We start from the raw sequence: 13,425 nt of genomic DNA on the forward strand, positions 1-13,425 counted from the left end.
TATGAATCAAGAACCAATAAGTATTATTGACGTCAAACGCGACGCAAAGAAATTGATGAAGGGTCGACTAGGAACAGCTATCAAAATTAATATTATCGCGATTATTGTGACAGTGACGACCTTATCAATGATGACTTTCACAGTGTATGCGATGATCAAAGACACCAATCTAATGTCTAGCGCTGATGTTTCTTCAACAACAACATCTCTAGGTCTGAATCCGAGCGAAGTAATTGTTTCAGTATTTCAAGATGCAGCTGGGCTAACATTTATGTGGTCTGTTTCTTGGACAATTATTGATTGGTTTAATAATCCTAAAAAGAATCCAAGATTCATTCAAACTTTTCAAATATTTAATAATGGTAAATTTGCGCAAAGTCTGCTATTAGCCGTCGTGCAGTCCATGCTGACTTTTCTTTGGACGATGCTGTTTACAATTCCCGGATTGATTAAGCATTATTCCTACGCTCAAACGTATTTTAGTTATAAACTAGATTTGGATGCTGGAAAACAAGCCAATGCATTGACAGATTATATTACACGTAGCCGAAAAATAATGAATGGCCGTAAGTGGGAATTATTTTTATTAGACTTGAGTTTTATTGGTTGGCATTTATTAGGAATATTGACAGCTGGCTTGGCTTACATTTATGTTATTCCTTATCTGAATGCTACTAAGGTAGCTTATTCACGTCGGTTATTTAAGCTAAATAATGAAGTAAGCGAGGAACAGTAAATGTTGACAATTGGTTTAACAGGTGGAATTGCTACAGGGAAATCAACAGTTAGCGCTTTGTTGCGTCAAGCAGGTTTTCCAATTGTTGACGCAGATATAGTGGCTCGTGAAGTTGTTGAGCCAGGAACACCAACGCTTGAGAAAATTAAATTAGCGTTTGGTCCAGGGATAATTGACAATGGCGTATTAGATCGACGTAAGCTTGGTCAAATTGTCTTTGAAGATGGTGCCCAATTAAAAAAATTAAATGATATTATGCAACCAGCCATTAGCAGTGCTATGGCAGATAAAATTAATTTTTGGCGTTTACAAAATGTGCCAATATTAGTCCTGGATGTGCCATTGTTATTTGAACGAGACTATGATAAAAATAAGTCAGTAGATAAAATAATTGTTGTTACTGCTAGCAAAGAAATCCAATTATTTCGTTTGGAAAATCGTGATCAACTTAGTAATATGGAGGCACGTAATCGTGTAAAGGCACAGTTACCAATGTCGCAGAAAATTGCGAGAGCTGATTATGTTATAGACAATAATGGCCGTATCGAAGAGCTACAGGAACAAGTTACAGTTTTAATCAAAAAAATAAAGGAGATCGCGTCAACGCATGATGCAAAATGATGGCACAATTGAGTTTCACGCTAAGGCTGGTGTTTTTGTGCAGTCAAACACACCAATCACATTGACTGATTTAGATCGTGCTTTTGATTTATACACGCCGTTTATTGGTGCAACTGGATATGCATTGTACCATATGTTGGTAAGAGAATTACCCTACAATACACGACTAGATGCACGTGAAGATCATAATTTTATTTTAGATAGTCTGAATGTCAGTTTACCCGATTTTGTTAAGGTTCGTCGTCGTTTAGAAGCGGTTGGCCTATTGACGACACTTTATACGGAAGATGCTTTGGGAGAAATTTATACGTATCAATTATTTGCTCCGCTTGACGTTGACAGTTTTTTCAAAGAAAAATTATTGGCCGGACTATTGTTTAAATATGTTGGGGAAGAACGTTATTTAACACTCCAGAAACGATATGCTACACAAGGACAACCAAACGTGAAGGGTGATAATATATCCGCCAAGTTTTTACAGGTCTTCAAGCACGACACAGCTACCTCATTACCAACAGTTGAAGTAAAAGCAAGTCATGGCAAAATTGAAATAGAAGATGACTTTAATTTTGAAAACTTTACCGGCTTAGTGAGAGGTACAACAATAGAAAAGTTGGCACAACATCGTGATTTCTTAGTATCGATGCACGTGATCTACGGTGTTGATGAGGTGACGCTGGCTGGCTACACCTCCCAGGCAATCTCATTAGATACGCATGATGTTGACGAAAAGATTTTGCAGCAAGTTATGCGTCAGAATCGTACAACCGTCGTTGCAGAGCCGGTGGTCTCACAGCCAGTACAACAAAACCGTTCCAGAGAAATGTTACAATTAGTTCAAGATGCAAAAACATTAGCGCCTAATGCCTTTATTGAAGATGTTAAGTTTAAAAAAGGTGGCGGATTTGTGACACGAAATGAATATTATTTCATCAGTAAAATGATCAAAGATGTGCGCCTCAAAGCAGAGGTTGTCAACATGTTGGTTTGGTACGAGTTGGGTAAACGAAATCGTGATACTGTCAATGTTGATACAGCGGAAACAATTGCTAATTCATGGTTGAAAATGCATGTGAATTCGGCTGAAGCAGCACTAGATGCAATTGAAAAATATCAACCTAGTCGCCCTACAAAGCGAAACTATACCAAAAAAGTGACGCGTGTCGAACCAAAAATGCCTTCTGATACTTCCCAAAATAAGCCAGCAACTTCTGTGGATGAAGTAGCGGAAGCCTTAGCTGAACTAAAAAAGTTGAATATTAAGACTAAGAATTGAGATTAATATGCAGAATTTATCTGAAGTACTCAAGCAATTTCAGCAACAATATGCTAATAAAGCTAATTTATCGGATATTATTGAATCCATTGGAAAGGATCAAGATATACGTTCTTTTTGGAATGAGCATCAAGATGAATTGAACTCAGATGCTTTTCAACTTAAAATGGGTGATCTGTATGAGTACATTCAACAAAAGAAAAGAATTGCAGCTGGGGAAAAAGTTCTCTATCCAGGATATTATCCACAGTTAACGATTGAAAAAGGTTATCCAATAGTTCATTATGTTGCTGATGAAAAAACACGCAAACAATTAATGCAACGTGAAAAACTGACTTTGTACAAAATGCCAAAATCTGTTCGTTCAGCAGATTGGAGCACTATCGGGCAGGAAATCATTGATCATGCCCAAGAGGAACAGGGTAAAACGGAAGCATTTGTTTCGCTCAATAAAATTCTAAAAAGCTTAACTAGTACGGTCCAAAACAACTTTGTTCAAGGTATTTATTTATACGGTGATTTTGGCGTAGGTAAAACATATATGATGGGGGCTCTTGCTAACGCATTGGCCGTTAATAACATAGGCGTTATGTTATTACATTTCCCTTCATTTATTAGTGATTTGAAGGCAACATTTGATCATAAAAATGAATCTTTGGATGAATTATTAAGTAAGGCAAAAAGTGTTTCTGTGTTAATTCTTGACGATGTTGGCGCAGATACGTTGACAGCGTGGAGCCGAGATTCGATTCTTGGTATTATTTTGGAATACCGTATGCAAAATGAGTTAACAACTTTTTTTACCTCTAATTTTGATGCGAATGGGTTTGAACAATATCTGTCGCAAACTAGGGAAGGTAATGAACCTATTAAAGCTGCTAGACTCATGCAAAGAGTGAAGTTTCTAGCTAAGCCGGTCCAAATGACAGGAAAAAATAAACGGTTAGAAAATTGATATTCCTAAAAAAAACAAAAAATTATTGGTTTGTGGCCATTGCCGTAATTGCTGCTTGGTTTCTATTGAGATCTGATTCATTTTTGTATCAAGAGCCAGTAGGGCAGGTTACGCATGTCAAAGTTCAGTCCAAACAAAAAACGACAGATGAGCATAATAATACAGATAATATTTATCATCAACAATTAACGGTTAAACTGTTAAACAGAAACAAAATCATTAAGTTGACAAATCAATACACCGATTCGCAAACTGTGACACATAAGTACAAAGTTGGAGACCAGCTATTATTAACAGGGCATGCGGGACATTTTCGCATTATATCTCTTAAACGTGACGCAGTCATCGGATCTTTAGTTGTTTTACTATTAGGGCTGTTATTGATTTACGGAAAATGGCGTGCGACGTCATGGCTAACCCTCAGCCTTGTCGCTAATGTGATTCTTTTTGCAATTGCATTATATATAGATGTTCATCTTAAAAATCCGAATGTCATTTTGATTTTTAGTATTTTAGCTATCGTTGTAGCCTCACTGAGTTTGGTATTAGTATTGGGCAGAACCCTTCAGATGGTGGTGACGCTTTTGGCAACTCTTTTATCAACGGTCCTTACGATGTTCATCATGTTTGCTGCCCTTAAAATTACAGGTAATGAAGGTGTTCATTTTGAAACAATGTCGTATGTAACGCAAGTGCCAGTGACTTTGTTTATCGCCCAAACGATTATTGGTGTTCTAGGAGCGGTTATGGATGAAGCTGCAGATATTGTTGCTGCGTTATTTGGTCTGCGTCGTGAAAAAATCGAGCGACACTTCAAGGATTATTGGCATGCGGGAATGAATGTTGGGCGCGATATTATGGGTACATTAATTAATGTACTATTCATGATTTTCATTGCGGAAACAATGCCGATGGTTTTTTTGATGCTACGAAATGGCAATAATTGGCCCTATATACTTGACCAAATTATGAACCTAGGTATTTTACAGACAGTTATTTCTGGAATCGGCATTGTATTAGCTGTCCCTGTCACTAGTGCTTTGGTTGGCTGGATTGCTGAGCGATACAAGGTGGTGGACTAATGAATGCAATTGGATTATTAATAATTATTTTATTTATTTTAATGGTATTTGTTGGCGGTGTTCAGGGAATGAAAGCTTTTGTAGGCTTGGTGTTGAACTTTATCGTCATTTTCATTTTAATGATTTTAATCAATTGGCAATTTAATGCTTACATTGTTACGGCTTTAATGAGTGTCATTATTTTGGCTCTTGCAATTTATTTAGGTGCAGAAAATCAATTTGTGACTAATACAGCTTTTAAGACAAGCTTGATAGTTGTGTCAATTTTGATGGTAGTGGCGATTTTGGTTCAGCATTTAGGCCAGTTTCAAGGATTCGCAACCGAAAATTCGGAAGAACTGGAAGGCTTATCGTTGAATGTCGGTCTTCCTTTCACAAAGGTCGCTGTAATTGTAATGGTTATATCCATTTTAGGGGCTGTTGCTGAAGCCGCAATGGCTATTGTGGCGGACTTGAATGAGGTTATAGAGCGCACACCAAATTTGAGCAAAAAAAGTCTATATGCGCATGCACATATTATCGGTGGGCAAATATTAGGTACAGCTATTAACACACTTTTCTTTGGGGTTTTAGGGGCCAATCTACCGCTTTTAATCTGGTTTATTCGCTTACGATATTCAATCGCAATGTTTTTTAATGCAAAGTTATTAATGATGGAAGTTGTTACAATGTTGTTGGGTATGCTAGGAATTTTGATGAGTATCTGGGTAGCTAGTCGATTAGTTGTACATGAATATGTGAAAATACAAAGCAAAAATATGAGAAAAGGAGAATGAAGTCCACTTCTAAGACTTCATTATTAAAAATTAATTCACTATGAAAGAAACTTTTGATTTAATTGAACGAATCACACGTAATGACGGCAGTTCTTATTTTGAACTAGGAAACATCCCTCATAATGGTCGTGCTGAGTATGCGGCTGAACACGGGTTTATTCAAAGTGTTCAGATTTTGAAAGTGAACATACCACGCTCCACTCACGTAGAAAAAGTGGAAGAGTATATTAATTCACACTATAAACTATTGCCTCTGGAATATGATGGCTGGGAAGAATGGGTTAAGACACCTGAAATTGAAGAAGAGTTACAAAGAATACTTTTGGATAATCGGTTGGGCTAACTGCAAACCGTGTTTAAAGACCGATTAGTAACAATGTATATGAAAAGTAACCAAAATGTTGTAATTTTGATCAATTTTATATATAATTAAGAGCGTTGTTGTTTGATGTGACAACGCAAATAAGTTTGGTAGTGTAGCCAAGTGGTAAGGCAACGGTCTGCAAAACCGTGATCGCCGGTTCGACTCCGGTTACTACCTTCTAAATATGATAAACGCTGTAAAATTTTATGGATGCTAGTTTAATTGAACAAGCTGACATTATAATTTTAGCAGTGTTTTTTATATAAGAAATAGTTATGATTGAAGATTTTGCCTGCAAGCGAATAAAAAGCTATTTGGTGAAAAAATAGATAACATGAAAAATATTGTTGATGTCTTTCAACCATTGAATTGATGTTAGCGTTTGACGAGCAAATACAGGCAGACACTGCCAACTATTTTTTTAAAAATGAAGTCAAGAAATGATATAGATAGCATTGCTCTGCTGTTGCTGTTGCCACGCTATCGGTACTTTTTTATATGTTATAATATTCAAGATGATAACCCTAAATGACAATGTGAATATTTTGCCAGGTGTAGGTCCTAAGCGCCTAGATGCGTTACATGAAATTGGTATTTTTACCATTGAGGATTTAATCAATTATTTTCCATTTCGTTATGAAGACTTAGGAGAACGGCTACCCTCTGAAACATTGGATGGAGAAAAGGCTACTTTTAAGGGAATTGTGAGTACACCCGCTGTTGTGACTCGTTTTGGCAAACGATCTCAAACACGTTTTGGACTAATGATAGAGCATGAAAATGTGCGTGTATCATTCTTTAATCAGCCATGGATTGCTCAAAATGTCGAGGTTGGCCAAGAAGTTGCTGTTTATGGTACTTATGATGCTGCTAAAGCGTCCTTGACAGGAATGAAAGTGATCTCCAAGGCTTCCAATGAACTTGACCCAATTTACCCTTCGTCAAAACAAATAAGCGCTAAAACAATACGTCATTTGATAGAAATTGCGTGGGCCGATGTACGTGGTACAGTTGGCTCGTTAGTGCCCGATAAAATTCGTCAAAAATACCGTTTACTAGACAGAAATACGCAAATTGAAAATATGCATTTTCCCGCTGACATGGAGCAAGCTAAATTAGCACGCCGAAGTATAGCTTTTGAGGAATTTTTTATATTTCAAATGAGATTACAATTGCTCAAATTAGCTGATAAGAACTTTTCCGGTGAAGGTATTAATTATGATAGTAAAGCGCTAAACAAATTTGAAGCTGGCTTACCTTTCACATTGACGGGGGCACAACAAAAAGTTGTTTCTGAAATTTTGAAAGATCAAAAACGTCCAGTTCACATGAACCGCTTATTACAAGGTGATGTAGGTTCTGGTAAAACGGTAGTTGCAGCAATTGCATTATATGCTGTTGTCACCGCAGGAATGCAAGCTGCATTGATGGCGCCGACTGAAATTTTGGCTCAGCAACACGCCATTAATTTAGCTTCAATGTTTGAAAAATCAGGCGTTGACATTCGTATTGAACTATTGACCAGTGGTATGAAAGCTGCGGCTCGACGTCAACTATTAGAAGATTTAGCTGACGGAACAATAGATATCTTAGTTGGCACACATGCGTTGTTACAACCGGATGTAATGTTTCATCACCTAGGTTTAGCAGTGATTGACGAACAACATCGATTTGGTGTCAATCAACGTGCAAAATTACGTGAAAATGGTGTGAATCCTGATATACTAGCAATGACGGCCACGCCAATTCCTCGTACCTTATCTATCACTGCCTATGGAGAAATGGATGTATCAATAATTGATCAACTACCCAATGGTCGCAAGCAAATTCAGACACGAAAGATTAGTCATAATCAAATTGACTCGGCAATTAATTTTCTTAAACAACAACTCTCAGAGGGCGCGCAAGCATATGTTGTGACGCCTCTGATTGAAGAGTCAGAAGCATTAGATGTGCAGAATGCGCAAGCAATGTATGAAGCATTACAACTTGAACTGCCAAATGACACAATTGGCTTACTTCATGGTCGGCTCTCGAACGACGAAAAAAAAGCTTTGATGGCCGACTTTAAAAGAAACAAAATTCAGGTTTTAGTTGCTACTACAGTCATTGAAGTGGGTGTTGATGTACCCAATGCTAGTATCATGTTAATTATGGACGCAGATCGATTTGGATTGGCACAATTACACCAATTGCGCGGTCGAGTTGGTCGTGGTACGAGACAATCGTACACGATTTTAGTCGCAGATCCAAAGACCGATTATGGCCGTGCTAGGCTTGATGCAATGGTTGAGACAACAGATGGTTTTCTCTTAGCGCAAAAAGACCTAGAACTACGCGGTTCTGGCGATATATTAGGAACCAAACAGTCTGGTGTACCAGAATTTGCCGTTGGGGATCCGATTAAAGACTTGAAAATGATGGAAGTCGCTCAGCAAGAAGCAATTAGTATGGTTAGTACTGACGATTGGGATAAATCCTCTGAAAATCAGGAACTAGTGGATTACTTATCAAGAACAATGGCGCATTATCGGCACTTAGATTAAGCAGTGTTGGCGTAAGAATAGAGATTAAAAATGGAAAGGAACGTGTTCAGCTAATATTAGTTGACACATTTAAAAAATATGAAAATCGCAATAGATGCAATGGGTGGCGATTACGCACCGATGGAAATAGTCAAGGGTGTAGAAATAGCTCGTGATCGTTATCCAGATATTGAATTTTTACTCTTTGGAACAAGTGAACAGGTTAAGCCACTTGTAAAGGATTGGTCACATATTACCTTAATTCCCACAACTGAAGTTATTGAGATGGGTGATGAGCCGGTTAAAGCAATGCGACGTAAAAAAGACTCATCAATGGTTCGTGCCGCAAATGCCGTTAAAGCTGGCGATGCCGATGCTTTATTTAGTGCTGGAAATACAGGGGCCCTACTATCAAGTGCTATTTTCTTGATTGGTCGTATCAAAGGTGTTGACCGTCCAGCTTTGGCCACCGCTTTACCAAGCTTTGCTGGTGAAAATGATCAATTTGTATTTATGGATTTGGGTGCAAATGCTGAAAGTAAAGCCTCACATTTATATCAATACGGAATATTAGGGAGCTTTTATGCTTCTCATGTTTTAGGAATTAATGATGCACGAGTGCGTTTATTGAACAATGGTGCAGAAGAGGATAAAGGGGATGAGGTTCATAAAATAGCGCATCAGCTGATGAAAAACTCACAATCTTTTAATTTTTTGGGTAATGTGGAAGCACGTGAATTATTAGAAGGAACTGCAGACGTAGTGGTAGCTGATGGCTTTTCGGGTAATGCAGCATTGAAAGCAACGGAAGGCACTGCATTGATGATGTTGAAGCAAATTAAGCAGGCTATTATGCAAACAGGGCTTCGTGGTAAGATGGGCGGTCTCTTGTTAAAGCCAGCTTTCAAAGATATTCAAAAGAAGTTGGACTATAATGAAGCTGGTGGTGCAGTAATCTTAGGTGTTAATGCGCCTGTCGTTAAAACGCATGGTTCTGCCAAAGCTAATGCAGTTGCTAATACAATGGGACAGATTAAAAAAATGATTGAAAAAAATCTAGTGCCAGATATTCGAACATACATTGCAGACCATAAGGATGAGTTGCAAGCTGCGAAGAATGAATTGCAGTCACAAATTAGTGAATAAGTTATGGTATAATAGTTCTTTAGATTAAAGATTCTGGGAGTAATTACTGATGGCAATGGAAAAAGAAGCAATTTATAATATGATGGCGGATGAAATTGCAGAACGATTTAATGTGAAAAGAGATACCATTACGCCGGATTTGAATTTTTTGACAGATATCGATGCGGATTCTATCGACTTTGTTGAGCTGGTATTAGAAGTAGAAGATATGTTTAATGTCGAAATTTCTGATGATGATGCTGAAAATTTGGTTACGTTGCAACAGACAGTCGACTACATTGTTGAACACCAAAATTAAATGTTTAAATACTTTGTGTCATTCATTGGACTAACAAACATTTACAATATAGATACCTTTTAATGATTGCAGGCATTGTACTGAATCATGATATATTTTTGTTAAAGTAAGTCCTCACAAATTGTTATTTGTTTGGGGACTTTTTGTATGGTTGGCCAAAATATTAATTGAAACGATGTGTTAAAATGACAGATAACGAATTACAAAATCTTGTTGAGAAAATATCATTTGATAGTTTTGATCGTCCATTTCAACATCATGCAACATTCAATAGTCATCTACGAACAACAGGTGGTCGCTATCTTTTGAAAACACATGATTTAGAATTCAATCCTAAAATGGTTACATTAGAAGACTTTAACAAAATTATCAAGCATGAATTGGTACACTATCATCTACATTTAAGTCATCAAGGGTACCAACACAAGGATAGCGATTTTAAACAATTATTAGTACGTGTGGGCGGTATTCGATATGCACCTGATATTGGTGAAAGACAATCATCTAAGTGTCAGTGGTTATATCGTTGTGAAAATGGGCATGATATTATTCGAAAACGCCGATTTCAAACTGAACGCTATCGATGTGGTCAGTGTCAAGCACGGATAAAATTTATTGGTAAATTATCGAATAAATAAACTGTTTTGTTATAATGAATGTACAAACACAATTGGAGATTATAATGATAAAATTGATTCTTTCAGATTTAGATGAAACGTTGCTCGATGATGATGGTACGATTAATTCTCAAAATGTCACTGCTGTTCAAAAATTTGTGAAAAATGGCGGCTATTTTGTTCCTAATACTGGGCGTTCTTATAAGTCTGTTTTTGGTACATTAAAGGATCTAGGCTTAAACAAGCAAAACAAACAGTACGTGGTTTCATACAACGGTGGTGCAATCGTGGAAATCCATGAAGATGGTGGCGAAAAGATTATTGTCCAACACGGCATGGATTTAGAATTAGCCAAGAAAATTTTCTCTCTTGGCCAGATTCAGGCGGACATTGATACACACATCTACACGATAGATACACTATTCATTTATAATATTTCAAAAAATGATGAACAATATATGAGAGAACGTAGTGTGCCATATCAAGAAATGGCCAACGATAAGTTAGATTTTCTTTCGAATGAAAAAACGATAATGAAAGTTATTTTTGAACATCATGATCCAGATGTATTACAAAAAATTGCTGACACGGTTAATGCTCAGCTTGCTGATAGGGTATTGACAACATTCAGTTCCAATCGTTATGTTGAGTTCAATCCCAAGGGGAGTGACAAGGGTTCTGCCGGATTAGAATTAGCTGACATGCTGGGAATATCACGAAACGAAGTTGCTGCGTTGGGTGATAATTTGAATGATGCAGCTCAAATCAAAGCCGCAGGCGTAGGTGTTGCCGTGGCAAATGCTAAACCGGAAATTAAAGAAATGGCTGACTTGGTATTGTCAAAAACAAATAATGAAGGCGCGGTTGCGGAATTCATTAATGAACATACAGGAAAATAAATGGGTAATTTAATTACGAGAATCATACTGTCGGTTGTTAGTTTCGCACTTTTTGTCGTAATATTCTTGTTGAGTGACCAACAAAACTGGCCATTATGGGTAACGATAACGCTTGTTGCTGTTTTGTTCATCGTGTTTAACATTTGTTTTGTATGGCTGTATTGGCAAAAGAAAAAGCGCACACTGGATGAGGATGACGATGCTTGAAACGACAAATGAAGTAAGACCAAAATCTTTACTGCTTAGAATAATCAATGTTGTTTTTACGCTATTTTTAATAGTTGTGGCACCCATCCCTTTGGTCCTTGCTACAAAAACAGATAATATATTTTTACAAATATTGTGTGCCGCAACAATGTTCATTTTTTATATAGGCATTGGGTTCTATGCTTATAGACTACTAAGAAAAAATGTATCTGGCCCAGTCTTTACCAAACCAGATATTCGAAACTGGCGAGGCCTCTGGTGGCTAGTAGGTATGTGGTTTGTTATGATAGCCATCGAGATGATACTAGCTCAATTACGGGTTCAACTAACAGGGGTTACCACAACCGAAAATCAAGAGGCTATTAATGAGCTAACTTCAAATTTAAATGTGACAATGGTTGCTATGGTAATTTATGGTACGTTTTTAGCACCTGTAGTTGAAGAATTAGTTTTTCGTGGGCTTATTTTAAATTATTTTTTCCGCAAAAGTTGGTGGTGGGCAAATATTATTTTGTCGGGGGCAGTTTTTGCACTGCCACACATGGATACGATTCCCACTAATCTCGCCGACACCTTAAGTTATGTGATATACGCTAGCATGGGGATGGTGCTCGCCTACATTTACAAAAAAACTGGTGATTTGAAAAATAGTATTGCCGTTCATATGTTGAATAATGGTATAACAATGATACCATTGCTAGTTGTAGCAATTATGAATGCTATATAATAAAAGACCAATGACTTAAGTCATTGGTCTTTTATTTATTTCAGAATTGTAGTAGTTCTTTGGTTGTGTGTGTATAAGGAATGAAACCTTCTTTACTCATATAACCACTATCTTCAATACGGACACCAGCAACACCTGGAACGTAGATACCAGGTTCAATAGAAAAGACCATGCCTTCTTCAAGAATCATATCATTTCCCGCCATGATTGAAGGAAACTCATGTACTGATGAGCCTAAGCCATGTCCGAGTCGATGATTAAAATATTGACCATAGCCAGCTTTTGTAATGATATTTCGTGCGATGGAATCCAGTTCGCTGGCTGTCATACCAATTTTAGCTTGTGATTGGGCCGTGAGTTGTGCTTCGAGCGTAATAGCATGTATTTTTTTGGCTTCGTCGCTCACGTTTCCAAAAGCTACTGTCCTTGTGGCATCTGAGGCATATCCTTCAGTCATCGTTCCTAAATCAAACAACGCCATTTCACCATTATTGAGTGTATTTGTTGATGTTGAACCATGTGGGTCAGCGGCGTGGGCCCCAAATTGAACTAGCGTTTCAAAACTCATGCTAGATACGCCTGCTTTTTTGAGTTCATATTCTAATTCAGCGGCAACAGCTAACTCTGATATACCACTCTCTAGTGCGTTAAAGCCAATCTCAAAGGCGCGATCGGCATCACGACCAGCGGCCTTCATATGTGCTATTTCGTCTGGTGTTTTTATTAGGCGAAGTTGATTAATTTGATCTGTAATGTCAATAGAAAACTCTCCATCAGGAAAAGCGGTTTGCAGTAATTTAAGACGTGCAACTGTTAGATTATCGGCCTCAATGGCAAACTTTTTACCGTTGGTTAATGTTCTAATATGGTTAGTTAATTTTAACCAAGGATTTTCATGGTCTTCATAGCCAAAAGCAGCATAGCGCCAGCCACTTTCTTTCATACTGTTGACTTCCAGTGCCGGTCCAAACAAAAAAGGTTCACTATTTTCCAGTAGAACGAGCGCTAAAACACGTTCTATTGGATCAGATTCAAAACCGCTTAAATAGGCAACACTGTGGTAATTTGTAATGATAGCGCCTGACAACTCTTGTTTGGTCAGCCAGCTAGTTAATGCGCTGATTTTTTCTGCATTCATGACACTAACTCCTGTGAAATTTTATATAAATACATTGTATCACTTTCATCATGATGAA

Annotated in this window: 15 protein-coding genes and 1 tRNA gene; 15 read left to right on the top strand and 1 reads right to left on the bottom strand. The window is 37.5% G+C overall.

Going from position 1 to position 13,425, the window contains the following annotated elements:
- Position 1: 1 nt before the first annotated feature.
- From RHP56_RS02605 to RHP56_RS02675, 15 genes are all read left to right on the top strand, one after another.
- Entirely contained in the window at positions 2-736 is a 735-nt protein-coding gene (locus RHP56_RS02605; protein ID WP_059441941.1) for a DUF975 family protein, read from the top strand.
- Positions 737-1,357 (top strand): dephospho-CoA kinase, encoded by a 621-nt coding sequence (gene coaE, locus RHP56_RS02610; RefSeq protein WP_011679361.1) that lies wholly within the window; start codon positions 737-739, stop codon positions 1,355-1,357. It begins immediately after the preceding gene.
- Positions 1,344-2,633, top strand: coding sequence for a DnaD domain protein (locus RHP56_RS02615; protein ID WP_042250718.1), 1,290 nt, complete (start codon positions 1,344-1,346; stop codon positions 2,631-2,633). The genes coaE and RHP56_RS02615 overlap by 14 nt, the downstream gene beginning before the upstream one ends.
- 7 nt (positions 2,634-2,640) lie before the next feature.
- Entirely contained in the window at positions 2,641-3,588 is a 948-nt protein-coding gene (gene dnaI / locus RHP56_RS02620; RefSeq protein WP_004164550.1) for a primosomal protein DnaI, read from the top strand.
- A complete protein-coding gene (locus tag RHP56_RS02625; RefSeq protein WP_042250713.1) occupies positions 3,585-4,670 on the top strand; it encodes a YibE/F family protein in 1,086 nt (361 codons plus the stop codon). Before dnaI ends, RHP56_RS02625 begins: the two co-directional genes overlap by 4 nt.
- Entirely contained in the window at positions 4,670-5,446 is a 777-nt protein-coding gene (locus RHP56_RS02630) for a YibE/F family protein (RefSeq protein ID WP_014324393.1), read from the top strand. The genes RHP56_RS02625 and RHP56_RS02630 overlap by 1 nt, the downstream gene beginning before the upstream one ends.
- 40 nt (positions 5,447-5,486) lie before the next feature.
- Complete coding sequence (locus tag RHP56_RS02635) at positions 5,487-5,789, top strand: hypothetical protein (RefSeq protein ID WP_010289461.1); 303 nt, start codon at positions 5,487-5,489, stop codon at positions 5,787-5,789.
- Positions 5,790-5,916: 127 nt separating this feature from the next.
- Positions 5,917-5,987: transfer RNA gene (locus RHP56_RS02640), tRNA-Cys, on the top strand.
- A 338-nt stretch (positions 5,988-6,325) separates the two neighbouring features.
- Positions 6,326-8,356 (top strand): ATP-dependent DNA helicase RecG, encoded by a 2,031-nt coding sequence (gene recG / locus RHP56_RS02645; protein ID WP_096638974.1) that lies wholly within the window; start codon positions 6,326-6,328, stop codon positions 8,354-8,356.
- A 78-nt stretch (positions 8,357-8,434) separates the two neighbouring features.
- A complete protein-coding gene (gene plsX, locus RHP56_RS02650) occupies positions 8,435-9,481 on the top strand; it encodes a phosphate acyltransferase PlsX (RefSeq protein WP_025267848.1) in 1,047 nt (348 codons plus the stop codon).
- 49 nt (positions 9,482-9,530) lie between these two features.
- Entirely contained in the window at positions 9,531-9,779 is a 249-nt protein-coding gene (gene acpP / locus RHP56_RS02655; RefSeq protein ID WP_010284595.1) for an acyl carrier protein, read from the top strand.
- 185 nt (positions 9,780-9,964) lie between these two features.
- On the top strand, positions 9,965-10,417 hold the full coding sequence (locus tag RHP56_RS02660; protein ID WP_004164537.1) for a SprT family protein: 453 nt from the start codon (positions 9,965-9,967) through the stop codon (positions 10,415-10,417).
- Between the two features lie 44 nt (positions 10,418-10,461).
- Complete coding sequence (locus tag RHP56_RS02665; protein WP_050884031.1) at positions 10,462-11,295, top strand: Cof-type HAD-IIB family hydrolase; 834 nt, start codon at positions 10,462-10,464, stop codon at positions 11,293-11,295.
- The gene (locus RHP56_RS02670; RefSeq protein ID WP_102753119.1) at positions 11,296-11,502 is read left to right on the top strand and encodes a hypothetical protein; all 207 of its coding nucleotides are present in this window, start codon (positions 11,296-11,298) and stop codon (positions 11,500-11,502) included.
- Complete coding sequence (locus RHP56_RS02675; protein WP_042250694.1) at positions 11,495-12,229, top strand: CPBP family intramembrane glutamic endopeptidase; 735 nt, start codon at positions 11,495-11,497, stop codon at positions 12,227-12,229. Before RHP56_RS02670 ends, RHP56_RS02675 begins: the two co-directional genes overlap by 8 nt.
- 40 nt (positions 12,230-12,269) lie before the next feature.
- Here the strand turns inward: RHP56_RS02675 and RHP56_RS02680 are convergent, their stop codons facing one another.
- Entirely contained in the window at positions 12,270-13,367 is a 1,098-nt protein-coding gene (locus RHP56_RS02680; protein ID WP_462794725.1) for an aminopeptidase P family protein, read from the bottom strand.
- Positions 13,368-13,425 lie beyond the last annotated feature (58 nt).

The organism is Leuconostoc sp. C5 (genome assembly GCF_056530425.1).